Source organism: Polaribacter aquimarinus (genome assembly GCF_003129485.1).
In the GTDB taxonomy this organism is placed as follows: Bacteria; Bacteroidota; Bacteroidia; order Flavobacteriales; family Flavobacteriaceae; genus Polaribacter; species Polaribacter aquimarinus.
In genome coordinates, this window is record NZ_QFFG01000004.1 from 211,614 (window position 1) to 238,501 (window position 26,888).

Consider the following 26,888-nt stretch of genomic DNA (forward strand, 5'->3'; position numbering starts at 1 on the left):
CAATGAAACATACATATAAAATAACAGGAATGACTTGTGGCAGTTGTAAAGCATCTGTAGAAAAAAGTTTAAGTAACATTGATAATATTACCAATGTTGAAGTTAATCTCGAAAAAGGAGAAGCTACTATAACTATGGAAAAGCACGTTAAGGTAGAAGAACTTCAAAAATCTTTAGCTACAAAATATACCATATCTCAAAAAGAGGAAAAGAACGTCTTTTCGTCTTCTCAATTTAAAAATGTTGAAGCTGTAGAAGAAAAAAGCAAACTACAGCAATTAAAGCCTTTACTACTAATCATCTTTTATATAGCAACCGCAAGTGTATTATTACATTATAAAGATTGGAGTTGGAATGCATTTATGCTCGACTTTATGGGCTTATTCTACATTGTGTTTAGCTTCTTCAAGATGTTAGATTTAAAAGGCTTCCCAGAATCTTTCAAAATGTACGACCCATTAGCAAAACGAGTTCCTGCTTATGGTTGGATTTATCCATTTATTGAAACTGCCTTGGGTTTAATGTTTTTAATGCGCTTTAAAGTAGAAATTGCTTTAATAGTAACACTTGTTGTTTTAGGTATTACAACTATTGGAGTTACAAAAACATTATTGGATAAAAAATCTATTCGATGCGCTTGTTTAGGTACAGCTCTGAAACTTCCTATGACAGAAGCCACATTTATTGAAAATGCCATTATGATTGTAATGGCAGTATTAATGTTAATAAATATTTTTTAAGAATGAAAAAAATACTACAAATATCCGTGATAATTACACTTCTTTTCGCCTGTAAAAACGAATCCAAAAAAGAGGTAAAAGATGAGCTTCAACAACACAAAGTTGAAAAGAAAGAAACACCAAAGAAGAAACCATTAAGCCCACATACATCTACAATGGCAATGATTGGAGATGCACATATTCATATAGACTATTCATCGCCAGGAGTTAGAGGACGGATCATCTTTGGTGGATTAGTTGGTTATGATAATGTCTGGCAAGCTGGAGCACATATGGCAACTTGGATTGAAACCAATAAAGATTTAATTATAAATGGTGAGGTGCTTCCAAAAGGAAAATATGGGTTTTTCACGATTCCTTCAAAAGAGGATTGGACTATAATGATTAATAAAAACTGGAATCAACACGGTAAAGACGATTATAATGTAAATGATGATGTGATACGATTTAAAGTGAAACCAAGTATTTCAGACAAAATTACAGAGCATTTAGAATATAAAGTAAATAAGATTAGTGAAACAGAAGGAAGTATTTCTCTTGCTTGGGAAAAGGTGACAATTAGCTTTCCATTCAAAATAAATCAATAAAATGGTAAACAGACATACAGCATTAAAAATTAGAAAATCCCATAGATATTTAGGCTTGTTTTTGGGTATTCAATTTTTGTTTTGGACAATTAGTGGTCTGTATTTTAGTTGGACAGATATTGATGAAATACACGGAGACCATTTTAAAAATATGGAATATCAGCCTAAATCATTTAACAATCTAATTAGTCCATCACAGCTTAATGTTTCACAAGGTATCAACACTATTGAGTTGAGAGACATTAATGATTCGCCTTACTACTGGGTAAATAAAAAACAATTATACAATGCTATTGATGGAAGCCCAAAGAATAGCATCACAAAAGAGGAAGCACTTTATATAGCAAAAAACTATATGAAAAGTGATTTGGTAGTTGAAAATGTAGAGCAAATTAATGAGACTGGAAAGCACCACGAGTATAGAGAAAAGTTATTGCCAGCTTATGTGATTTCTTATAAATCTGACGAGGCATTGAAAGCTTATGTGTCCGTAAAAGATGGAAAATTTCAAACTGTAAGACATCGTAGTTGACGTTGGTTCGATTTTTTATGGATGACGCACACAATGGATTATGAAGGTAGAGATAACTTTAATACAGTAGTTTTAAGAGCATTCTCGTTGTTAGGCTTAATAACGGTTTTGAGTGGCTTTTTACTATGGTACACATCGTCACCATCAATCAGAAAAATATTAAAAAGAAGAAAAAATAATTAGAGATGAAAAAATATATAGTTTACATAGGAATATTAATAATTGGTTTACACTTGGGTTGGTTGCTATTTGGAAGTTCATCCAATGAAAGTACAGAGCACAATCATACGGAAACAAAAAAAACCAATCAAATGTGGACGTGTTCTATGCATCCACAAATTATGCAACCAGAACCAGGTGATTGTCCTATCTGTGGTATGGATTTAATTCCTGCCGAAAGTAGTTCAGATGGTTTGCTAGCAAACCAATTCAAGTTAACTGAAAATGCGATGGCATTAGCCAATATTCAAACGACTGTTGTTGGTAATGGAAATGCTGAAGGTAATACGATTAAGCTATCTGGTAAAATTGCTGAAAATGAAGAAGCAAACGCAGTACAGGTAAGTTATTTTTCAGGTAGAATAGAACGTTTGAATATCAGTTTTACAGGAGAAGAAGTCCGTAAAGGTCAATTATTAGCAACCATTTATTCGCCAGAATTGTATGCAGCACAACAAGAGTTAATTACAGCATCATCTTTAAAGGAATCACAACCTGCATTGTACAAGGCGGTTCGCAATAAATTGAAGTTGTGGAAGCTATCTGAAAATCAAATCAATCAGATTGAAGAAACTCAAAAAGTAAAAGAAAACTTTCCAGTTTATGCAACCGTTTCAGGAACAGTTACCGAAAAATTAGTAGAACAAGGTGATTACATCAAACAAGGTCAACCTTTATTAAAAATTGCGAATCTAAACACGGTTTGGGCAAACTTTGATGTATATGAAAATCAAATCTATTTATTTAAAAAGGGACAAGAAGTTTTAGTGACTACAAACGCTTATGCTAATAAGGAATTTAAAGGGAAAGTAGATTTCATTGACCCAATTTTAAATACCAGAACAAGAACAGTAACCTTACGTGTGGTCCTTAATAATAAAAACGATGTATTTAAACCAGGAATGTTTGTAACCGCCAATATTGAACGAGTTTCAAGTAGTAATGATGAGGTATTAACAATTCCAGCATCTGCTGTACTTTGGACAGGTGAACGTTCTGTTGTCTATTTAAAAACCAATCCAGACCAAACCGTTTTTGAAATGCGTGAAGTTGTTTTAGGTAATCAAATTGGTAATGAATATGAAGTTTTGGAAGGTTTATTTATTGGAAATGAAATCGTGACTAACGGAACATTTACGGTTGATGCAGCAGCTCAATTACAAGGCAAAAAATCAATGATGAATAAGGAAGGTGGCAAAGTAATGACAGGTCACGAAGGACATTTAGGAATGGATAATAATGCATCAAAAAAAGAAAGTGACCATACTAATATGAACGAAAGATTGACAGTGTCAGAGAAATTTCAAGAACAATTAAAAGTTGTTTACAATGATTATATCAATTTAAAAGATGCTTTAGTTAAAGAAGATTCAAAAAATACTTCAGTTAATGCAACAAGTTTATTAAACAATTTAAGTAAAGTGGATATGAAATTATTATCAGACAATAATGCTCATACACATTGGATGTCATTAGTCAAAGAAATACAATCTTCTGCAACATCTATCTCTAAAACCTCTGATATAAAGGCTCAAAGAGACCATTTCAAACATCTATCATCACATTTAATAAATGCTGTACAACTGTTTGGTGTTAATGAAAAAGTGTATGTGGAATTTTGTCCTATGGCAGATAACAACAATGGAGCATATTGGTTGAGTAAAGAAGAAAAAGTAATCAATCCATATTTTGGTGAAGCAATGCTAACCTGTGGAGAAGTAAAAAAAGTAATAGAATAATAAATCAAGTAATAACAATTAAATTTTAAAACAATGAAGAAAGTAATTTTAAGTTTAGCTGTAATAGCAGCATTAGGTTTAACAAGTTGTAAAAACGAAACTAAAAAAGAAACAGAAACCACAACTACTGAAATATCAAAAGATATGGCAATGACAGACCTGTCTTTTGGTGTAAGAGGAAATTGCGGAATGTGTAAAAGTACCATTGAAAAAGCTGCCAATAGTGTTGAAGGTGTTGCAAGTGCCAATTGGGATGTCGATAAAAAGAAGATTGATGTTTCTTTTGATGATACCAAAACAGATGCTATGACAATTCACAAAGCTATTGCAGCTTCAGGGTATGATACCGAAAAAGTAGCTGGTAGTAAAGAAGCTTATAACAATTTACCTGGTTGTTGTAAATACGACCACGAAATGGCTATGAATCAGTCAGGTGAAATGAAATCGGAAGACCATTCAAATCACGACCATTAAGCCAATAATTTAAGAGTCTTTTTAGAAAGGCTCTTTTTTATTCCCCACAACCCAAAACCCAGTTTTTTCGTGCCTCAAAATCCTCTGTCTTTTGTGTTGTTCCGCTCGCCACAAAAGTTTAGCGTTTTTTTTGTCTTTAAGGTAATAGCATATTACAGCTTTGGTTTTCATAAAATCAAACCAAACTGCAATAAGCTATTCTTTTATTATTCTATCATAAAACCCTAAACTCACCCAAGCTATGTTACATAATACAAGTTATAGTAGCAAAAATCCTTACAAGGGTTTGCTAACGCAGTATTCTTATATTTTCGTAGCTATAACTGGTATTATGTAAAATATCCGCTTTTCTCACGCTCACATCCGTTATTAACAATGAAATTTAGATATTTAAATAATATTCAGTCTTTAATGCATTGTTTTTATAAGTGCTATTATAGTTTCGATAAGATGCTCTTGTTAGAATGTAAAATAGCACTTTATAAGATTAATTGTTAAGCACCTATAAAATCAAAAAAAGCCAATAAGAGTGTAACTTATTATTTGTCAGAAAATTCGTAAAGTTGTTTTCACTAAAATTGTATGCTATGGTAATGCTATAAAACTAAGTTAAAGTATAATACATAGCAGTTCTTAAAAGTAATTTTTAGATGCATCCAATTTTAAAGAAACCAATCAAGAAACAAAGAACAAAACAAATAAAAAGTTACACACTTATTTTCGCTGCTGCACACGCACTAGGTACTCTGTCTTTAATAATTTTAAAAAGAAACCCACATCGTGGAGAGGTGGGTAAAAAATTGCTATGAAAAAGAATGTGAGTCTAAACTCACAGTAGTAAAAATACTAAATTTTAAAGAACATTAATAGTTTATTATTTATTATCTTATTCATCTGCACAAAACCATCGCTAAGTCCAAGTATTCCTTATCTCAAGTCTTTGTTTGTTTCATTTCACTAACAAAAAATAATTTTAATCATATAAATCAAAAGTCATTTCTTAAATAAATCAATAAATAAAAAAAGATAGCAAATATAAGTGCCTTGCATCATCCAACGCTTTTAGGTTATCAAGGTCAAGCCCTCCGGGTTTTGAATAAAACTTTTTTTTATTCACATTCTCTCATTAAAACAATACTCGAACTTAAAAAAACTTTTATCCAAAAACCTTGACAACCTATCCTAAGGCACTAGTCCAGGGCATATCTCTTTTTACTTCCAAAAAAATGTGCGAAGCGCAGCGAAGCATAATTTTAATTGGATACCTATGTCAACTTTTGAAATCAAGACCCACCAGATTGGGCGCACTTACTCAAACCCACATTTTTTTATTTTAAACAAAGGGCTAAACAGCGGAAAACCTTTAACTCTCTCCTGCCCTAATTGTTTTGTAATAATAACAAAAACAGAAAAAGAAAAAAACACATTATATCATTTATCTATGATGCTGCAAATTGGCGGATATTATGCATATTATTTAAAAGGCAGTGTTATTCCTTTTATTTCTATAAACGATTGTAAAAACACTTTATTAAAAGGTTTTGAATCAAGTAAAAATTTAGAATTTAATAAGCATATAAAAGCTGTCAGTATAATTTCTAAAAAAGAAAAAGAACTACAATATGTCATCGAAAAAATGGCACTTTTAAAGAAATCTTATATAGAAAGTCTTTTTAAAAACGCAAAGTAGGGCAACAAAGGGCAACAAAAATAGAACACGTCAAATTGCATAATAATTGCAGTATATTAATATAGTTGGTACAAGTTAAAACCAAGTCCGTACCAACTCCAAATGTATATTAATATTTAAATCGTAGTAAAATGGGTAAAATTTCACAAGGTATTTTAGGTGGATTATCTGGTAAGGTTGGAAACGTTATCGGAGGAAATTGGAAGGGAATTGATTATTTAAGAATCAAACCTTCAAGTGTTAAAAACCCTCGAACAGAGGGACAAGTAAATCAACGTAATAGATTCTCTATTACTTTAAACTATTTGCAACCAAATTTAGGTTTTATTAAATTAGGTTATAAATCGTTTGCAACAAAAAAGACTGAATTCAATGCTGCAATGTCTTATGTATTGAATAATGCAGTTAGTGGTACAGCTCCAAACTTCACTATTGATTACTCTTTAGCATTGTTAAGTAGAGGTACTTTATCAGGAGTATTAAATGGTACTACTGATTTGTCAACTGCTGGAGAAGTAACTTTCAATTGGGATGATAATTCAACAGAAGGAAATGCAAATGCAGATGACAAAGCAATGATCCTTGTTTACAATCCTGAAAAAAAAGAATCTATTTATACATTGGATGGAGCAAATAGAACAACTGGAACAGATGTAATTTCAATTCCAAGTTCTTATGTAGGTGACACTGTACACCTTTTTATGGCATTTGTTACTTCTGATAATAGCACAGTATCAAATAGTATTTATTTAGGCTCTGGAACAGCTATTTAATTTTTGATGTTTTAATTGAAAAGCCACTCAAATGAGTGGTTTTTTTTATGCTATATTTGTTCTTCAATCTATTGTTATTTATTCCCAAGTTTCCTTTAATATGTATAATCTGTACCCTATTTGTTGCCCTATCACTTCAAACCTACTAAAATCAAGGGTAGTTAAATATTGTATCGGAAAATAATGACAATTCAAGATTTAGTAGGCAACTTCTCAATTATAGGCAGTAATCAAGATGATTCAGAAAACACTTATACAGGAGAGTTAAACTTGTCTTTAAATCAAGAAAACCAAATTATTGCCAAGTGGTTAATTAATAAAAATCAACAGCAATTTGGTATTGGTTTTTTTGAGAACAATACTTTAATTATTAATTTTCAGTACCAAGGAGATGAAAACAACCTTTATAAAGGAACTGTAACTTATAAATGTTTAACTAAAGATATTCTGGAAGGTACTTGGATTGAAGAGTATGGAAACCCGGAGTTTTTAGGAACTGAAAACTGTTTTCGAATAAATGAAAAATATTTAAACTAAAAAAGCGACCAAAAGGCCGCTTTTTTTAAGGGGTTAAAAAGTAATTTATTCAATTACTACCTTTCTAGATATTTCTCCTTTATTGGTGTTTAGTTTTACAATATAAACACCAGTAGGTAATTCTCTTTGAATCTTTAATTGTTTTTTATCTTCTTGCTCCTTAATAATCCAATGACTTATTTTTCTACCTAAAATAGAATACAATTGAACTTTTTTGATAAAAATGTCCTCATTTTTTGATATAACCAATAACTTGTTTTTATTATCTGTATAAATTTTTGTAGTGCTGTTAATAATCACATCATCTACTGATAAAGTATTACTTGGTTTAAATGAGAGAAAAAACCTATCTGTATATTTCCCTTTTTCTAAAGATATAGTTGCTTTTCCATTTTTTATATTATGAGAAGTACCACTAACTTTATCAAAAATAAATAAATCACCAGAATAATTTTTTATTTCATCTACTACTATAGTTATCTCACCAGAATAATTGATATTTATTTCTAATGGTACCTCTAGATCATTATAAATTGATTGAACTCCTGCTATAACATATTTTTTATCATCATTTGGAAATTTCCAATATATATCAGTCTCTCCAACATCAAACATCTCAGCATCATACCCTTTATCATAACTAAAAGATTGAAAAGGACCAAATGAAACAGCTAATTGTCTGTGTAAACTTATATTATTATCCCCTTTATGATCCATGCCGATTTTTAAAATTGGAATACCTTGGAAATTGGAAGATTTTTTTGCCTCTCTAAAAAACACAGAACCACCATCTTCTGTTACATATTCTCTTTGACTATTATCAAAAATAATATCACCACCATCAGTATCACCAGCAACAAAGAAACCTTGTCCAATAGGTATAAAAGCTTCAGGTTCTTGAAAAATATTATCACCAGAAGTTGGAGAACAGCTAACTTCTCCATTCATATCATATAGGTTTAAATAATCAATGATAATTGAATCTGTATTATTTGATGCAATGGTAATATTATTACCTACCAAAACACAAAAAGAAACAACTTCTGTATTAAAGTCTCCAGAAGTTGAAGGTAAAGTAATGGCAGTTTTAAAAACATCATTTACTTTTAAGTTAATTGTTTTACTTAAGGTAGATTTATACCTAATTCTTAAAGAATCTACACTTCTACTTATATTATTAAAAGTAATAGAATCTGTAGCTGAATTTAATAAAATAGCTGTACCTTCTATTTCTCCACTAGTTACGTTTTCTGTAGATTCTGCTTCTAAGGTAATATCTACAGTACCTGTTACACCATTCAAATTTTGTGCTTTTGCAGTTACTCCTGTAGCAATAGTTCTTGTTGCATAACCACCAACATATCCTGTAAAAAAATGTCCATCAATTCCTGAAGACACATTTTCACCGGCGTGTTTCCAGAAATATAAGGTACCCGTTATAGAGCTAATATTATCTTCTATAAATTCTTTTACACTTATGGCAGAGGCATAAGGGTTTCCTATTAGATAAGATTCATCTGCTCCAATAGAGGTTTGTACATTTCCGTCTTTAGGGACACCTAAAAACGTATAATTTTGAGGTCTACCAGGACCTTTAAAAATAAAACCATTAGTATTTTCTATAGTTCCAGTACTTCTTGTTTGCGTCCAATTAGCTCTACCACCAGAACTTGATGCAAAAGTATACATCCAATAATCGGCTAGTGTTATGGGTAAATTATTAGTTTCGTCAAAAGTTCCATCATAATTTAGACCTACTAAGAAAGTGATGTCTTTGGCAATATTAGTCTGAGAGTTTCCAACGACTCCATCGTAACTTGTAGCATTTGAACCATCTTTAAAAACACTACCTATAATGTAGTTACTAGATCCAGCACTACTTTTAACAGGAGAACTCATATAGTTATATCTATATTTACTTGGTACTGTAGAGTTTTGATCTACTAACAAATTACCACTACCTGTAACTAAACTTGCAGAAGTATGTGTTTGAATAAATTGAGCTTTACTATTACCTGTTGCTCCTGTAGAATTGATTAAACGAATCTCTCCGTTTAAGACAACATCGTTAGTAACTACTAATAAATTATCTGTAATCCCTAATTTTCTTGAAGCATTAACCGTTAATTTTCTAGCACTTAATTTTGTATTAAGTGCATCGTGATTATAATCTTCATCAATAATCACAAAACGAGAACGATCAGGGAAACCATTGTTCCAAGAACTACCAGTTCTAGTTGTGCTAGCTGTTCTATGCAAACCAAGTAAGGTATTAGCATCTGTGTTAGAACCTGTAATTTCAGAAATTAAAGGAGCGTGTGGGTGTCTACCATCTTGTGCTGCTGCAGATTGATTACTATATGTTAAAATAGTATCATCTATAAAAGCTACCCATTCACTTGCAGTGTAATCGGTATTGGTAGAGGTAACTTCGTCAATTCTTACAAATGAGGTTTTATTTGGTATGCTCGAAACTACGTCATACCTGTTATCCCAAGAAGTACCATCAGTAGTGGTAGATAAAGTAATAATATCATTACCATCGCTAATGTTCGTTATGCTTGCATTAGTAGATGTTCTTGCACTACCATTTGTATTTGTTACATTAGTAAACGCAGAACTTGTACCAATTAATAAAGATTGTCCAGCAGTTAAGGTATTAGTACTAAAGGTAAATACTCCATCTGGAACTTGACCAGAAAAAACTCTAGTTTTATCTCTAAATAATAATAAATTTATTTCTCCTGCAGGTATGGTAGTTGTACCTATATTGGTTACTTCTATAAAAACGTCTCCACCAACTTGATATACTTGAGTAATCATAGGTGTGCCAGATAAACTCAATACCCTTGCTGTAATAACATTACTTTCTGCTGTACACATATTGGTAACGCTTGTTGCTATTCTTTTGTAATACGTAGTTACGGTTACTGTGCCTTCATCATAAGTTGCAGCGGTAGCTCCTCCAATAGGAGAAAAACCATTTGTAGCGCTTGTAGTGCTTTTCCACCATTGATAAGTAACACCACCTAAGCCTGTTGCGTCTTCTGTAGAAGTAAAAGCTGTTACATCAGTACCACTCAGAATTATTTGATCTCCCGCAATTAGACCACCATTAGTTTTTTCTACATTTATGGTTATGGGGTATTCTTCGCTAATTTTTCCAGAAGATGCAATTCTTACAGTTAAAACCCCTGTGTAAGTGCCTCCAGCAGCAACTGTTGGTACCGTAACTTGTATTGGAGATAATGGTAAAGCTGCGTTCGAAATATCTACAAAACCTTGTAAGTTAGCCGCATCTGTAAAATCTATACTGTATTGATCTGGAGAATTTGAAGTTCCCGAATATGCAAAATTAGCCGTTGTAGTTCCAGAACAAAGACTAACAGATGGGTTTGTTAATGTTATTGTAGGTGTTGTAGTATCAGTTATGGTAATGGTTATTGGGTAACTTTTTTCACATCCATTTGTAGCTTCTCTAATTGTAACTGTAGCGGTATAAACACCAGCAGTTAAACCAGCAGGAACTGTAATTTGTATTGGTGATACTGGTAATGCAGTGTAAGGTACATCTGTAAAAGCCGCATCATCAAAATCTATTTTATATTCGTTAGGTGAATTTGTTGTTGCAGAATAAGTTAAATTAACAATTTGAGCTGCAGGATCTTCAGTTGCTGAAGGATTTGGACCAAAAGTAATGGTTGGTGATGGATTTACAGTTATAGAAATAGCGTTAGACTCTACAGTTGTACAAGTGCCAAAAATTTTAGAGGCACTTACTTTAAGAGAAGTAGTACCAAACGGTATTGGATCTGTATCTATAGTTTTATTACCAGCTGTTGCAGGACCTAAAAAACTTGGCCCTACAGTATTATTATCTTGATCTAATAATTGATATAACAAACCTGGTTGGGCTGCTAATACTGTTACTTGGAAAATTCCGTTTTCACAAATAGGTGTGCTAGAAACTGCAGTTATGGTAGGTACTGCAGGAGGGTTACAAATTACCACTTTAGAGGATGATTGGTCACTCTCACAACTACCAGCTTCAGTTGCTGTAACTGTAACCACTGCATCTGCATATAATATCTCCAAAGGTGTGTCTAAACCTGTAAATGTCCAATTACCGCTACCATCTGTGGTCGTTGTTAATTCATTACCACTACTATTAAATGCTTTATCTCCATCTAAATACAATTGTATGGTAGAACCTGTTGGTAAACCTGTGCTAGTACCTGTAATACTTGCATCCCCTTCTGTAATTGGGTCAGAAGAAATTGTCAAAGAGGTAAACGTTGTTTTAGAACTTATCAATACTTCGTTAGAAATGTCACTTAAGGTTTCACCTGTATTTTGAGCTGTAGCAGCTACATAATTTCCTGAAGGTATATTGAGTCCTGTTACTGTCCAATTACCGTTTGCATCAACAGTTGGTGTCGTTCCAACTTGAGAATCACTTGTGGTAACCCCGACCCCAACACGAGTATATAATCTTATAGTACCACCAATTTCGCTAGAAGTACCAGAAATTGATGTAGCGTTTCCATCAAAACAACCATCTATGGTAACTACTGGTGCTATGGACTTTGCTATAACAGTTCTAGAAGTACTTACTGATGTACAAACAGCTGTTGCTTGTAAATTAGAAACATACAAAACATCACCTACTTCTAAAGTTAAACTAGAAATATCTATAGACCAAGCAGTATTACCATCTGAAGGGTCAAATAAACCGGTATATACATTGTTCCTGTACAACCTAATAGTTGAGTTCGTTTGTGCTGTTCCTGAGATAGCAGATGTATTTACTATTAAAGATGTAGGACTATTAAATGTAATTGCACCACTAGTTACACTACCATCATTACCTCCACAATAACTAAAAGGTGTACTTGCTGTAGATTGACAAGTAGTATTTGACGCTAACATTACAATTACCGTATAATAACCTGAGTTGGCTTTAAAACCTCCACCTCCATTGAATGACCAAGCCCCTCCAGTTCCTGCTGTGGTAGTAAATCCATTTGTACCTTTATTGATACTCCCCCAAGTAGTTAACTCTGTTTCATTGTTAAAAATACGAACTATAATGGCTGTACCACTAGTAAAACCAGAGGTACCTTGTATAATTTTTCCTCCACTACCTCCAATACCAGTTATAACAGGGGTTGCAGGGGGTGTACAACTAGAGTCTGCAACAGTTTCTGTATCACAGTTACCTTCTGAAGTACCTTTTACAAGTGTGTTAGAAGAATCTCTAACAGTTGCAGTAGCTGTAATTTTTTGTCCAGGAGTAATTGCTCCTGCAATAGTATAGCTCCAAGAAGTACCTGTAGTTGTAGTAGTTCCTTGCGAAACACCATCAACAAAAACCTCAATAGTTGTAGTATTACCACTTTCTAAGGTTGTAGTTCCGTTAACTGTAACTCCAGTACCGTCATTAATAGGTCCTGTTATTTGAGGACAATCTGCTCTTACTATAGGATCTCCATTGGTTGGGGTTTGAGTGTCTATAGCTATTTCATAAGAAGTATCTGTATTGTTTTGAGAGTCATTTACTCCTGCTACATCAGAGGTTCCGTTATTACCAATAATACCCTTAGGGTTTATAGAGGTAACAGAAACCATTCTTAATTTTGTAGTTGGGTCTATTCCTGCAATACTACTAAAAGGAATGTAAAAATCATAAAAATAATCGGGGTCATCACAAACAGTGGTTAAAGCTAAAGATTTTATAGCATGAGTTGTATAAGGAAGTGCTGCTAATTCTATAACGTTTGAAGGGTCGACTACATTATAAGCATTTACTTCAAAATTTGTTCTTAGCACTATTTCAATTTCAAAACCAGGGTTTCCAGGAACGGCATCAGGATCTGCATTAGGCCCAGTAAATCCAAATTTTTCATCAGTATCGATTAAAATTGAATACCCTTTAGAGTTAGATGCAGCACCACCTAATCGAAAACGAAAGCGCATATTTTCAGTTCCATCTATTGTTGCAGGGTTTACATCATCTTTATTGTAGTAAGAAGATCTACTGTCTGCATCTTGTACTAAATCTGTAAATGCACAACTAGGACCTTTATTTAAATCTGCTGTTGGTTCTGCAGTGATTTCTGGTATGCCCACATAGGCAATTTCACTATATAAAACATCATTTATATCAGTAGCAAGAATATTTGGAGGAAAGCCAATATTTGTAAATTGACTAGGGGTTTGTGAAGGTGGTAAAGAGACGTATCCATCTCCATTAGGATCTAAAACCGTATTAGGAAAACCTTCTACAATGACACCAGGTGTTTGGGCATTACTATTTATTGTGTAAAAACAAACAAATAATAATACTAAAAATCTTAGTATAAATTTCTTTTTCTTTGATTTCATATTATGGGGGGAAATAATACTATAACCAAATATAAGTATAAATTTTTGCACATATAGTTTTAAAATTAATTACTTATTAATTATTACTATTTTACTACTACGAATTAGACCTCATATACAGCAAAAAGTTTATTTACTGTATTTTATCTTGTAATAATTTAGAAGAAAGTTTAATATTTTTATGACACCGCTTTTTTCTAAAAGTCACATAATTATTACTTTAAGTGATTTTTATTACTACATATTTCATCCAACAATACAAAAAACACACATTTTTCTAAACAAAAAAACTCCAACTTTTCAGTTGGAGTTTCCCGTCTCAAATAATCAAATTAAATCTATTTTCTAACAGATTTTACAATCGCTAAAGCAGCTTTTACATCCTGCTCTAGTTTACTATAATCTTTATTGGCAATAATATCTTTAGATATTAATTTAGATCCCATACCAACACAAGTTACACCAGCATCAAACCATCCTTTGAGGTTTTCTTCGGTTGGAGAAACTCCACCAGTTGGCATAATACTTGTCCATGGTTGAGGACCTTTAATTCCTTTTACAAATTGTGGTCCATAGATATCACCAGGGAATAATTTTACGATTTCACATCCTAATTCTTCTGCTCTAGCAATTTCTGTTAATGTACCACAACCTGGAGACCATAAAACTTTTTTACGGTTACAAGCTATTGCAATATCTTCTCTTAAAACCGGAGTAACAATAAAATTAGCTCCTAAAGCCATATATAAAGATGCAGCTGCTCCATCAGTTACAGAACCTACACCCATGATCATTCCAGGTAATTCTGCAATTGCATATTTTGTTAACTCACCAAAAACTTCGTGAGCAAAATCTCCACGAGCAGTGAACTCCATTAAACGAGCGCCACCATCGTAACAAGCTTTTAAAACTTTTTTACTTAATTCTATATCGTTATGAAAAAATAAAGGAATCATCCCCGTTTCTTTCATTGCTGCTGCAACTTCTATTCTTGTAAATTGTGCCATATTTTATGAGTCGGAAGTCCGAAGTTGGAAGTCCGAAGTTTTAAATTATTAATTTATAGAAGTTTGAAACTCAACTTCAAGCTTCAAACTTCTATCTTCATTTTTTTATCTAGCTACACGCCCTGAAGCATCACCTCCCATTAATTTTTCTACCTCTGCAACTGTTACTAAGTTAGCATCACCTTTAATTGTGTGTTTTAAACAAGAAGCAGCAACTGCAAAGTCTAATGCATTTTGATCATCTTCTGGGTATTTTAACAATCCGTAGATTAATCCTCCCATAAATGAATCTCCACCACCTACTCTATCTACAATATCAGTAATTTGGTATTGACGTGTTTGGAATAATGTTTTACCATCATATAATACTCCTGCCCAAGTGTTATGAGAAGCAGAAATAGAACCTCTTAAAGTTGTAATTACTTTTTTAGCTCTTGGAAATTTTTCCATCATTTGCTCACAAACTGATAAAAAAGCTTCTGCTTTTACGTCATGTCCTTGAGTTTGTACTGTAATTCCTTCTGGTTTGATACCAAAGTGCATTTCTGCATCTTCTTCGTTTCCTAAAACGATGTCACAATAAGAAGTTAATTCTGTCATAACAGCTTCTCTATGCGCTGCGTCACAATACTTCCATAATTTTGCACGGTAGTTTAAATCAGTAGAAATTGTAATTCCTCTAGCGCTTGCAGCTTTAACAGCTTCTAAACATACATCTGCAGAACCTTGAGAAATTGCTGGTGTAATACCTGTCCAGTGAAACCACTCACATCCTTCAAAAACTGCATCCCAATCAATCATTCCAGATTCAATTTCTGCAATTGCAGAATGTGCTCTATCATAAACTACTTTAGAACCTCTAGATACAGCTCCAGTTTCTAAAAAGTAGATTCCTAAACGATCACCACCCCATACAATCTTATCTACACCTACGCCTCTTTTGCGCATTTCCATCATTGCACACTCACCAATATCATTTTTTGGTAAACGTGTTACGAAATCTACATCTACACCATAGTTTGCTAAAGAAACTGCTACGTTAGACTCTCCTCCACCATAAATAGCATCAAAACTATTTGCTTGTGAAAATCTTAAAAAACCTTGTGGAGCTAATCTTAACATGATTTCTCCGAATGTTACAACTTTTGCCATTTTTAAATTTTATTCTATTATAGTTAATTGGTTAAACGTTTAAGCAGTTTAACAAAATAAAATCAAAAAGACATATTTACCTAATCTTCTTGATTATTATGAATTATCGCTATATATTTGCTTGAACGATTAAGCAAAGGTATAAAAAAAATTATTATCAAAAAGAAAACTACCATAAAAGATATTGCAAATGTTCTAAACATCTCTCCTGCTGCGGTTTCTAAAGCGCTTCACAATGATTCTAGAATTAGTGAAAAGACAAAAAAAGCAGTTAGACAGGTTGCAAAAAATCTAAATTATCAACCAAATCATCTAGCAAGTGCATTAAGAAGTGGAAAAAGTAACTTGGTTGGTGTTATTGTACCTAGAACAAATAGTAATTTCTTTTCATCAGTTATTCAGAATATTGAAGAAGTTCTAAATAAAGAAGGTTATAATATTATTATTACACAATCTAACGAATCTTACAAAAAAGAATGTGATAGTATAGATACCTTATTATACACTCAAGTTGATGGTATTATAGCTTCTATGGCAAATGAAACTGTAGATTTAAGTCATTATGAAAAAGTAAAAGCCAAAGGAATTCCTTTAATTTTATTTGATCGTGGTGAAAATGATTTGAATGTAGATTATATTGGTATAGATGATTATAATAGCAGTCATATCATTGTAGAACACCTGGTAAGTCAAGGGTGTAAAAGAATTGCACATATAGGTGGTTATAAACATACTCGAATTTATAATAACAGAATTCGAGGATATATTGATGCTTTAAAAAAGTACAACCTCCCTTTAGATGATGAATTATTGCTAGAGGGTAATTTGACCATTAAGGATGGAAAAGCAAAAATGCTTCAACTGTTAAATTTAAAGAACAGGCCTGATGCGGTTTATGTAGCAGGTGATTACGCAGCTTTAGGTGCATTAAGAGTTTTAAAAGAGAAAAATATTAAAATCCCACAAGAAATTGCGTTGGTTGGCTTTAGTAATGAACCCTTTACGTCTATGGTTACACCTACCATATCTAGTATAGAACAGCACAGTGAAGAAATTGGCAAACAAGCAGCTTATGTATTTTTAGAACATGCAAAAAAAGATACTGTATCTCAAACGCTTTCAAAAAGAATATTAGATGTTGAATTGATTGTTAGAGATTCTTCTGATAGAAATAAGAAGTAAGCTTTCTCTTTCTTATTAGAAACTTTTACCTATTTTTGTTTAAGACCAAACAAAATTTCTTATCATGAAACAGCTAATTATTTTACTGCTTTTAATTATTGCTTTTTTTATTGGATATGGAAAATACCAACAATACAAAAGATATAATTCTCCTAGTGTTGATTACAAAACTGAGAAAAAATTAGACTTGGAGTATCATAACCAAGAATTGGTGATTAATTATCATAAAGCTATTGAAGACTTGAACAGTTTTGTGATGATGCAATGGACTGTAAATGGAATTGATGTTAGAACGCCAGAAGATGATGATGAGGAAACAAAATTAGCAGTTAATAAATATACTAAAAAATTAGCCACTATTAAATATTATGAAAGTAAATTAGAAAAATCTGCTGCTTTAAAAAGTGAAGGTTTATCCAACAAAGAAATTAAATTTTTAGAAGAAAAGGGTACAGATCTAAAAGCGTATCTACATCAACAAGAAGTTAATAAAATTAAAAGTATGTTCGATGCTGATAGTAAAATGGTTTACGGGCAAAAAAGTGCTTTGATTTATGAAGTCCAAAAGAAATTATTGGCCAGTGGTATAGAGTTAAAAGTAGATGGTCTTTATAAAATCGAAACCTTAAATGCTATCAAAACTTTTGAAGAAAAAAACAATCTTTATCCAGATGGATTATTAGATGTTTTAACTTTGGATGCTTTGTTTCAATAAAAAAGATGTTGATTTAAAACCAACATCCTTTTTAAAATAAGAAACCAAATCTTCTCTTTGTTTTTTCATTTGGATTTTCAGTTTCTTTCTCTTTTATTGAATCATCTTTTATAAAACTTTTAGTTTTAATTCTTTCCTTTTCATATTTTAAATATTCAATAAATTCATTATTAAAAGCATATATATGTGCAAACTTTAAGGTTTCTAAAGCTTTAGTATATTCTTTTGTGTGTTCATATAAATTTGCTTTTTTTAAATATAACATTGCTTTATCTGAACCTCGCACTGTTATTGCATAATTAATATATTCTTCCGCTTCTTTATAGTTTTCATTCCATAATAAAGCGTTGATGTAATGCACTTGTACCTCTAAATTATTAATATTTTCTGCTAAAACTAATTTATAGTAAGCAATTCCTTCTTCGTAATTATTTAGAATCTCTGCATATACTCTACCCATTAAACTTAATGCCATTTCATCATTTTCATTATAAGATAAAGCATAATTTAATGCTTCGATACATTTTTCTAATTCATATGGATAAGCATCTAATGCCTTAAACACATAGTTGTTATTTATTGTACCCATTTTATTTTGATTTGTTTAGTCTGTCACTTCGAGAGAAATTATTTGTAACTGAGTGAAAAATAATTTTGTATCGAGAAGTTGTTTATTGTTCTCGATACAAGTTTTCTTCATTTCATTTTGAAAAATCACTCGAACTGACAATCTATATTTTTATTCCAATTGTTTTCTTAAATCATTCTTAAGTTTGTTTCTTTTACTCTTAAATGATTTGTCCTTTTTTACTACGTTAAAATCTGTTCCTTTAAAAACTCTCACTGGATTTCCTCTTTCTAATGCTTGATGATTTTCCCATTGATTTTTAAGTTGTTCTTTTGCTTCATCAAGAGTAAATTCTTCCAACTTTTCTTGTAGCCTTTTTATAGCTATTTTTTTATTCTGATGTTGAGATCTGCTGTCCATAACCAAAACTTGAATTCCTGTTTTTAGATGTTTTGCTCTAATTGCAGAACTTACTTTATTTACGTGTTGACCTCCTGCTCCTGAACTTCTAATAGCTTGAAATTGAATGTCTTTTTCTAGGATTGTATTCCCCACAAAAGCAGGAATTTCATCAACCTCAAAACAACCTACAAACCAGTTTTTACGTTTGTGAAACTTTCTAAATGTTGAAGTACCAATCCATTGAATGGTACCCAACCAGTTTTTTAAAAAATCAGCAAGATGGTTTCCTTTTAGCTGAATACTTACAGATTGTATAGTGCCATTTTCTATTCCTGTTTCTCTGTTGAGAATTGTATAATCAATCTTATTGCTTATCAATTCTAACAAGAATATTCTTAACACTTTTGCTACTACATATTCACATTCTGCTGGTCCTTTTCCTGCTGATATTTGTATTATTTTAGTTTTCATTTTTTTTCTATTTTTCTGTCATTTCGACTTTACGGAGAAATCTCAGAGACCTTTCGTTTACTTCGTAAGCTACTTTGTAAGTAAAATATATTTTGCTTAAAGTAATGCTCAAGGTGACATTAATAACTCCATTAGTTGATAAATACGCCCGCGTTAGGGATTGAAGCATTTGTTTGAGCTCTTTTTTCTTTTTCAGAAAAAAAGCGAGTGCGTAAAGCCCGACCTTTAGGGAACGCCCAAATATTACTTATCCATTTTTACAATTTTTGGTGTAAATGTGCCTAACACCTCTACCAATTCTTGCTGATTTGCCATCACTTTTCTGATATCTTTATACGCCATTGGTGCTTCATCAATTCCACCTCCAATTAAGGTAACATCGTTCATTTTTAACTGATGTTTGATATCACTTTTAGTGAACTTTTCTTTACACTTTCTGCGAGAATGTTTTCTACCTGCTCCATGTGAAGCCGATTGCAAACTCGCCGAATTTCCCAAACCACGAACGATAAAACCTGGTGCTGTCATAGAGCCTGGAATGATACCCAACTCGTTCTTTTTAGCGGGTGTTGCTCCTTTTCTATGCACAATGCATTCTTTACCATTTACGGTTTCTTTCCAAGCAAAATTGTGATGATTCTCAATTTTTGCTACAGGTTTTGAACCTATTAATTTTGCAATTCTGGAGTGGATATCATCGTGACAAGCCTTGGCATAATCGCCTGCTAAATTCATTGCTTGCCAATATTCTTGCCCATCGTGCGTATTTAAATCTAACCAAGCTAAATGCTGCACATTTTTTGGTAAATGGCATTGTTTTGTTGCCAAATACGTGTAATGTTTTGCAATATTTGCGCCCAAACCTCGTGAACCACTGTGTGATAAAACACCTATATATTCGCCAGTTTGCAATCCGAATTCATTGTTGTTTTCTGTGATAGCAACTGTACCAAATTCTACAAAATGATTGCCACTTCCTGAAGTTCCTAATTGTTTATACGCTTTGTCTTTTAAGCGTTTTATCAACGGAATTTCTGTAAACTCATCTCTATAAAATATTTCGTGATCGTTTTTTTTATCGTGCGTTTCTCGCATTCCGAATTTTGTATGATCTTTTAAAATATTTTCAAATTGATGTTGTTTCCCTTTTAAAAATGAAACTGGAACTGGATAAACCGTCAAACACATTCTGCAACCAATATCTACACCTACTCCAAAAGGAATTACTGCATTATCTGTGGCTAAAACTCCGCCAATTGGCAAGCCATAACCATAATGTGCATCTGGCATTAAAGCACCTTGCACAGCTATTGGTAATTTTAAAGCATCATACAATTGATACTTTGCTTGTTCGTCAATTTCATTTTCGCCATAAATAGAAAATGGAACTCTAGTGTTTTTTAATTGATGCATTTTTACTTCAACTGGTTTTACCAAACCTTCTGCAACTTTTCCCCAAATGGCATTTCCTTGAAACTTTTCTGGAGCTAATAAAACTTCTTTGGCTTCTTCTAAAATGCGTTCTTTGGCTTCTCTTTTTCTGTATCTATTAATTTGCCCTAAAGCAATATTGATACTATTGTTCTTTGGAAATCCTAATTTGATTAGGTCTTTTCCTTTTAATTTATTTCCCATGATATTTTTCATTTATAATATCCGTTATTGGATATTTTTTTAGGTTCTTAAGAGTTCTTTTCGTGCTTAATTTCTCTTTTTTATACACTCTTAAGTTCCAATCATCTTTGTATTTGCACAACTTTTGTTCTGCTTCATAATATCCTCTTTTTAAGAGTTGATTATTTAACAAAGCATACTCGCTTAAAAGTAACGGGTCTATTATTTTTGAATGTGTTACATAAGCTCTTGTATACTTAATTTTGTATGCTCCTTTCGGAATTCTGATATAGAATCTCAATTTTAATTTTTTATGATATCTGTAATAAAAAGGGGTGCATAAACTTTTGGCTTTAGTACTTAACTTATTAAATTGCTTCTTACTTAAAGTTGGTAAATCTTTATAAATAAGATTTTCTGAGGTATACTTTAACCATTGTTTTTGGGCTTCTTCTTTTGTTCTGCCCCAAAACATTTTTTTACCTTTTTTGTATACTTCTAAAATAGCTTCTTTGTTTTTATAAAGTTCTATTTTATGGGTAATAACAATTTCTTTAAACCAACCATTTCTTATAGGTTTATCAAGCTTTTTATATCCTAAATTTCTTAATTTTTTAGAAATTTCTCTTTGTCTTTTCCAAATACAACGTACCTCATTTAATCGTTTTGATTTCAGGTTTTCTGGTTTCATTTTCCAAAATTTTTGAGTGTTAAATTCTATTGATGTCAACTTTTAAGTTGATACCAATTCTTAAAATTTTAATTCGGAAAGTTCTTTAGGAAATTAAATCATAAAAAAAGTCCGAAATTTTACAACTTCGGACTTTTCATATATAATAGAATAATGCTATTTGTATTTGTGAAAGTCGCGAAGTAAACAAGCAACAAAACCTAGTTCTGTTTGTATGTTTTTGTTTAATGGATAATTGAACATTTTACTTCGTTTTTTAATATTATTTGTTGCTTAATTGCGATGCAAACCTAAAACGTATTTTTGAATTACACAAATAAAATTTTAATTTATTTTACTGATAATCAATACTTTAAATAAAAAATAGACAATAGATTTCCTATCCGCTTTTTAGCAGATACTGAGTTTAGAAGTAACTCTTTGGCTTTGTGATATGTAACTAAAATCTACATTTGGTATTATCATCTAAAAAAAATTTCAAAAAAAAACGTCCAAAAATCAATTTTGGACGCTTTTACTATTTCATTTATAATTCCAAATCTAGAATATAGACTGCAATAGTCGCAAAAAGCGTCCGTTTTTATGTAGTTTATATCTATTCATCAATTAAAAATTTTGTTTTTTTTATTATTTCTGTGTTGCAAATATGTAAAAATTATAGATAATAAAAAAACGCTCAAATTAAATTTGAGCGTTTTACAATTTAAGTTATCCCCCAATAACCCTTATTGTTTTATAAATTTAGCTGTACCTACTTTACCTGCAGATTCATATTTTACTAAATAAATACCAGAACTTAAGTCAGAAATATCTAAAGTTTTATTTGTGCTATTAACTGCAAAAGACTTTACTTTTCTTCCAAGTACATTGAATAGATCTGCTCTAGAGATAGATTCTTTTGCAGAAATCGTTAATTGGTTTTTAGCTGGATTTGGATACATCGCAAAACCTAAGGTTTTGTTATTTTCTGTACTTGCTGTACCAGAAACATATAGATATACATTATCTAAGTAATAAACACCTGAAAAACCAGCTTGAGTTATTAAAAATTGTTTAATTGCACCTCTATCTCCATTTAATTCAAAATCTTTAGACTGCCAATTCTTAACTTCATCTTGACTGTTTATTGGATTAGAAATGTCAATTGCAGAAGTTTCTCCTGCTTGAGCTGCATGATTAGATAATTTTGGATTCATTACTTGACCTGCTTGAAAATCTTTAGCAATCCAATAATCCATATGCAAATGCGTCATACTTGAAGCGTTTAAATATTGATCTAAATCCATTCCTACGAAATTAGTACCAGTAACCTTTAAAACTTTATTCCCTGCAATAGTTACTTCTTCAAAAACAGAATCATCCCAAGAAACATTAGATAAAGTAGCCGAGGCTGTATATGCTTCACTGTATAAAGAGATTACGTTTGAAGCAGAAAAACTAGGAGGGGTGGCTGGTGCGTCAGTTGGTTCTGGGTCCATAGGTGCAGCTCCAGCTTTAGGACCTTTAATATTATCTACATAAAAAGTTCTTTCGTCTTTTGTAACATCTCCAAAACCAGTAACACCGGCTGCCCAATAAGCATGTATCACAAAATTCGCATATTGACCATTTGCTGTAGCAGCTTTACCATCTAAAGCTGTATTAAATGTAAATGAAAGCGTTTGCCAAGTACCATCTCCATTATGAGTGATAGCTGCTGCTGCCTCTGCTGCTCCACTTAGACCTCCATTTACTTTAACAAGAAAAGAAATTGCTGTTGATGATTTAACATCAATAGTCATAGTTTGTGTTCCAGAAAGATCAACATTGCTTGTAAGAGCTAGATTAGTTCCTTGCCAAACTTCTCCTGCACTATCAGCTACAATTTTTGCAACTTGCGTTGTATTTGTTCCTGTTCCTGCTTCAACTGTGTAAGCACCACCACCAAAGGCTCCAGTTAATCCTCCGCTTTCTCCACTTTCAAAACCCAATAATGTTTCTGATGCTGGAGGCGGCACAGTAGCTTTAGGCCCTTTAATATTATCAACATAAAATGTTCTTTCATCTTTGGTAACATCACCAAAACCTGTTGCACTTGAAGCCCAATATGCATGTATTACAAAGTTGGCATATTCTCCATTTGCAGCAGCAGCTTTACCATCTAAAGCTGTATTGAAAGTAAATGAAAGCGTTTGCCAAGTACCATCTCCATTATGAGTAACAGCTGCTGCTGCTTCTGCTGCTCCATTCACACCTCCATTTATTTTAACAAGAAAAGAAACTGCTGTTGATGATTTAACATCAATAGTCATGGTTTGTGTTCCCGAAAGATTAACATTACTTGTAAGAGCTAAATTAGTTCCTTGCCAAACCTCTCCAGCACTATCAGCTACTATTTTGGCAACTTGTGTCGTATTTGTACCTGTTCCCGATTCAACTGTGTATGCACCACCACCAAAGGCTCCAGTTAATCCTCCGCTTTCTCCACTTTCGAAACCTAGTAATAAATCTTGTGAAAACCCAATTGAAGAAATCAATAAGGCTAATAATAAAGTAATTTTTTTCATAATTAAGTATATTTAAAATGATTATACAACAATATTAACCTTAATGTGTTTAATATTAACATTATTCACCTCAACAAAAAACATACAAATAAAAATACTTAAAAAAGGAAAAAACAAACTTAAGAAAAACCCAATAAGAACAGTACTTTTAAGCCTTTTTAAAAAACGTTAAAATTTAAATATACACATTGAAAAAAATTAGTTGTATAGGTAATGTATAGTCTTAAAAACCTATGTTAAGTCGTTTAATTTTAAAGTATGGTTTATTAAACAAAAAAAACTTTGCAAATATTACATATTTGCAAAGTTTACAAACAAAATCCACTATACATAATTGTAATACTTTACAATTATAATTTTAATATTTTAAATTTTCATTCTTATCCCATAATCCCCAGTACGCTCCAACATCTCCTTCAGCTCCAACTTTCCAAGATTCATCAAAAGAAGAGAAATAAAAGATTTCAACATCATCTTTTTCTGCCCATACTTGAGTGTTTATAAAATATTTCATTGTATTCTCATCAGAAGAAACTGCATCACCTTCATTACCTCCTTTACTTGGCCACCCAGTTTCTGTAATTATTATTTTTTTACCATTTGCAGCTTCTATAACTTGATCGTACATTCTTTGCATATGCCCCAAAGAATAATCTATTGGACAACCTTCCCAATATGGATAACAGTTTGAAAGAATAACATCGCTAAATTCTACCAATTCTGGATGTCTAGAAAATTCGTAATAAGCATCTACATAGCCAACACTAACATCTGGAATTGCTTCTTTAACCCTTTTTATATATATTAATAGTTCCTCTAAAGTTAAATCGTTTCTATACAAAACTTCGTTACCAACAGCTGCAATATCAACACAACCTTCTTTAGCCAATTGTATTAAAGCTTTTATTTCTTCTTCGTTTTTTTCCATATCATCACCTAACCAAGCACCCACCATAGTTTTCATTCCATGTTTTTTAGCTATTCTAGGGATATGCTCATTACCTTCAATACATGAAAAAGAACGAATCCATTTTGTATAAGGTTTTAGGATTTTGATTCTTCTTTCTACTTGCTCTTCTGTTATTGTATCTCCTGGCTCTTGACCATCTTCATACATACTAAAACAGATTCCATGCATTCCTTGATTTAAAGTTTCTCTCCAAAGTTTTTTTAAATCATCAAAATTATATGATGAATAATCTACTCCAGAATCTCCTGACCCTTCTTTAAGTGTTAAAGAAAAATGATGATTTTCTCTGTATGACATTTTATTTAATTATTTTCTTATTTATAATTCCCCTCTACGTTCTACCAATATTTCTTTTATTTCTTTTGCTCTTTTCTCATTAAGACTGTATTTCCACATCACAATCATAGCTAAAGCAGCTGTTGATGCAGGAACTACGATATCAGCTACTCTCAAAGAATTCATTGTTTCTGCTGCTTGATTTGTAATGTTTTGATCAAATCCAACAATTTTTAAGATTACACCACTTAAAATAATAGCAATGGCTTGTCCTAATTTTACCATCCACCAATAGATTGCTCCAAAAGTACCTTCTTTACGAGGCATCCCATTTTCTAATTCGTCTAAATCACAAACATCTGCAGTCATAGACATCATTAATGTAAATAAACCTCCCATACCAAATGCAAACAAAGGAATAGGTATAAAGATTAACCATGGAATACCATTACTTGCATCGATACTAAACCATGACATTCCCATACTATCTAGATAAGGGTTTAAAAACTCAAATATAGAAGCCACTCCATTATTCATAGATTGCCCTAAAGAAGTTTGATTAAAACTATTATTTAGTTCTATATCAAATCCCCACCATTTTAAAATATACCCAATTATTGATAAAAAAGTTGAAATTAAGAAAGCCTTTCTTTTTCCCCATTTTGTTGCCATTCTTGAAATAATAGGAATTACAATAAAAGCCGTAATAATTGCATTTAAAGTATTGAACCATGCAGGCCAAGTACCCGCTTGTTCCCAACTACCACTATTCATATAAAAAACGATAATAAATACAGAAAATGCTGCCACTAATTGAAATCCATTAAAAACCAAAAAAGTAGCCCCACATAGTTTCATAAAAGGTTTATTTTTAGAAACTTGCTTAATTCCTTCCCATAGTTCTTTCATATTAGAAGCTAAAGATTTTAAACTTATTTCCTTTCTATTCTCCATATGAGAAGAATCAATCCCTCTACAAAAAAATGCTGGAAGAATTCCAAATAAAATACAGACTGCTCCCACAATTACTGCCATTGTTCTTACACCTTGAGCAGGGTTATCAAATGTATTTACATCGGGTATAATAACATACAACCAAGGCACTATCATCCACGCTATTTGCCCCATACTATTAGCTAAACTCATTAAACGTGTTCTTTCGTTATAGTCTGATGTCATCTCATAACCTAAACCAACTAACGGAGTTGCAAACATTGTGTTCCCTACTAGGAACAAGATTTGCAAAATCATGACATACCAAAAATTAAAGGTCTGAGAAGCATTTTCATCTAGTTGCCACATTAAAATAAATAAGATTCCACTAATTATTGCTCCGCTAAAAATATATGGTCTCCTACGTCCCCATTTCGATTTTGTATTGTCTGAAATGAATCCCATAACAGGATCAGTAATTGCATCAAATATTCGTGGCAAACCACCTAAAAGTCCGGCCCATACAGGATCCATCCCAAAAGCAGTTAATATGAATACTTGTAGATAAACCCCTAATACTCCTGGTAAAAGATTTAATACAAAATGTCCAGCTCCAAAAGCAGCTTTTTGTCCAAATGGAACTTTTCCTCTTGTAGTTGTCGTAGATTGATTTGACATATTTATTC

General features: G+C 32.0%; 19 protein-coding genes and 1 pseudogene. 10 read left to right on the top strand and 10 right to left on the bottom strand.

Annotated features, from left to right (window positions below):
• Positions 1–2 precede the first annotated feature (2 nt).
• The 8 genes and pseudogenes from DIS07_RS10750 to DIS07_RS10785 all read left to right on the top strand — a co-directional run bounded on the left by DIS07_RS10750 (position 3) and on the right by DIS07_RS10785 (position 7,291).
• Positions 3–740 (top strand): heavy-metal-associated domain-containing protein, encoded by a 738-nt coding sequence (locus tag DIS07_RS10750; protein WP_109405256.1) that lies wholly within the window; start codon positions 3–5, stop codon positions 738–740.
• A gap of 2 nt (positions 741–742) precedes the next feature.
• On the top strand, positions 743–1,327 hold the full coding sequence (locus tag DIS07_RS10755; protein ID WP_109405257.1) for a DUF2911 domain-containing protein: 585 nt from the start codon (positions 743–745) through the stop codon (positions 1,325–1,327).
• Between the two features lies 1 nt (position 1,328).
• A pseudogene (locus DIS07_RS10760) lies at positions 1,329–2,042 on the top strand (PepSY domain-containing protein).
• 2 nt (positions 2,043–2,044) lie between these two features.
• Positions 2,045–3,817, top strand: coding sequence for an efflux RND transporter periplasmic adaptor subunit (locus DIS07_RS10765; protein ID WP_109405258.1), 1,773 nt, complete (start codon positions 2,045–2,047; stop codon positions 3,815–3,817).
• 33 nt (positions 3,818–3,850) lie between these two features.
• Positions 3,851–4,291, top strand: coding sequence for a heavy-metal-associated domain-containing protein (locus DIS07_RS10770; RefSeq protein WP_109405259.1), 441 nt, complete (start codon positions 3,851–3,853; stop codon positions 4,289–4,291).
• 1,267 nt (positions 4,292–5,558) lie between these two features.
• Positions 5,559–5,981 (top strand): DUF6943 family protein, encoded by a 423-nt coding sequence (locus DIS07_RS10775; protein ID WP_109405260.1) that lies wholly within the window; start codon positions 5,559–5,561, stop codon positions 5,979–5,981.
• 131 nt (positions 5,982–6,112) lie between these two features.
• Positions 6,113–6,754, top strand: a complete 642-nt coding sequence (locus DIS07_RS10780) for a DUF6266 family protein (protein ID WP_109405261.1) — start codon at positions 6,113–6,115, stop codon at positions 6,752–6,754.
• A 183-nt stretch (positions 6,755–6,937) separates the two neighbouring features.
• A complete protein-coding gene (locus tag DIS07_RS10785; protein WP_109405262.1) occupies positions 6,938–7,291 on the top strand; it encodes a hypothetical protein in 354 nt (117 codons plus the stop codon).
• A 45-nt stretch (positions 7,292–7,336) separates the two neighbouring features.
• Here the strand turns inward: DIS07_RS10785 and DIS07_RS10790 are convergent, their stop codons facing one another.
• The 3 genes from DIS07_RS10790 to DIS07_RS10800 all read right to left on the bottom strand — a co-directional run bounded on the left by DIS07_RS10790 (position 7,337) and on the right by DIS07_RS10800 (position 15,834).
• Positions 7,337–13,675: a T9SS type A sorting domain-containing protein gene (locus DIS07_RS10790; RefSeq protein ID WP_109405263.1), complete on the bottom strand. Its 6,339-nt coding sequence runs from the start codon at positions 13,673–13,675 to the stop codon at positions 7,337–7,339.
• Positions 13,676–14,013: 338 nt separating this feature from the next.
• Positions 14,014–14,682 (bottom strand): bifunctional 4-hydroxy-2-oxoglutarate aldolase/2-dehydro-3-deoxy-phosphogluconate aldolase, encoded by a 669-nt coding sequence (locus DIS07_RS10795; RefSeq protein ID WP_109405264.1) that lies wholly within the window; start codon positions 14,680–14,682, stop codon positions 14,014–14,016.
• Between the two features lie 105 nt (positions 14,683–14,787).
• Positions 14,788–15,834: a sugar kinase gene (locus DIS07_RS10800; RefSeq protein ID WP_109405265.1), complete on the bottom strand. Its 1,047-nt coding sequence runs from the start codon at positions 15,832–15,834 to the stop codon at positions 14,788–14,790.
• A gap of 117 nt (positions 15,835–15,951) precedes the next feature.
• Between DIS07_RS10800 and DIS07_RS10805 the strand changes: the two genes are divergently transcribed.
• Positions 15,952–17,016, top strand: coding sequence for a LacI family DNA-binding transcriptional regulator (locus tag DIS07_RS10805; protein WP_235869129.1), 1,065 nt, complete (start codon positions 15,952–15,954; stop codon positions 17,014–17,016).
• A 64-nt stretch (positions 17,017–17,080) separates the two neighbouring features.
• The gene (locus DIS07_RS10810) at positions 17,081–17,731 is read left to right on the top strand and encodes a peptidoglycan-binding domain-containing protein (RefSeq protein WP_109405266.1); all 651 of its coding nucleotides are present in this window, start codon (positions 17,081–17,083) and stop codon (positions 17,729–17,731) included.
• A gap of 31 nt (positions 17,732–17,762) precedes the next feature.
• Here DIS07_RS10810 and DIS07_RS10815 read toward each other — a convergent pair whose 3' ends face one another.
• The 7 genes from DIS07_RS10815 to DIS07_RS15200 all read right to left on the bottom strand — a co-directional run bounded on the left by DIS07_RS10815 (position 17,763) and on the right by DIS07_RS15200 (position 26,880).
• A complete protein-coding gene (locus DIS07_RS10815; protein WP_109405267.1) occupies positions 17,763–18,320 on the bottom strand; it encodes a tetratricopeptide repeat protein in 558 nt (185 codons plus the stop codon).
• A gap of 150 nt (positions 18,321–18,470) precedes the next feature.
• A complete protein-coding gene (gene prfH / locus DIS07_RS10820) occupies positions 18,471–19,172 on the bottom strand; it encodes a peptide chain release factor H (protein WP_109405268.1) in 702 nt (233 codons plus the stop codon).
• 243 nt (positions 19,173–19,415) lie between these two features.
• A complete protein-coding gene (locus tag DIS07_RS10825; protein ID WP_109405347.1) occupies positions 19,416–20,807 on the bottom strand; it encodes an RtcB family protein in 1,392 nt (463 codons plus the stop codon).
• The gene (locus tag DIS07_RS10830) at positions 20,797–21,477 is read right to left on the bottom strand and encodes a hypothetical protein (RefSeq protein WP_109405269.1); all 681 of its coding nucleotides are present in this window, start codon (positions 21,475–21,477) and stop codon (positions 20,797–20,799) included. Before DIS07_RS10830 ends, DIS07_RS10825 begins: the two co-directional genes overlap by 11 nt.
• A 725-nt stretch (positions 21,478–22,202) precedes the next feature.
• Positions 22,203–24,023 (bottom strand): T9SS type A sorting domain-containing protein, encoded by a 1,821-nt coding sequence (locus DIS07_RS10835; protein WP_109405270.1) that lies wholly within the window; start codon positions 24,021–24,023, stop codon positions 22,203–22,205.
• A 358-nt stretch (positions 24,024–24,381) separates the two neighbouring features.
• Positions 24,382–25,290, bottom strand: a complete 909-nt coding sequence (locus DIS07_RS15195; protein ID WP_109405271.1) for a glycoside hydrolase family 17 protein — start codon at positions 25,288–25,290, stop codon at positions 24,382–24,384.
• A 21-nt stretch (positions 25,291–25,311) separates the two neighbouring features.
• Complete coding sequence (locus tag DIS07_RS15200) at positions 25,312–26,880, bottom strand: MFS transporter (RefSeq protein WP_109405272.1); 1,569 nt, start codon at positions 26,878–26,880, stop codon at positions 25,312–25,314.
• Positions 26,881–26,888: the final 8 nt, after the last annotated feature.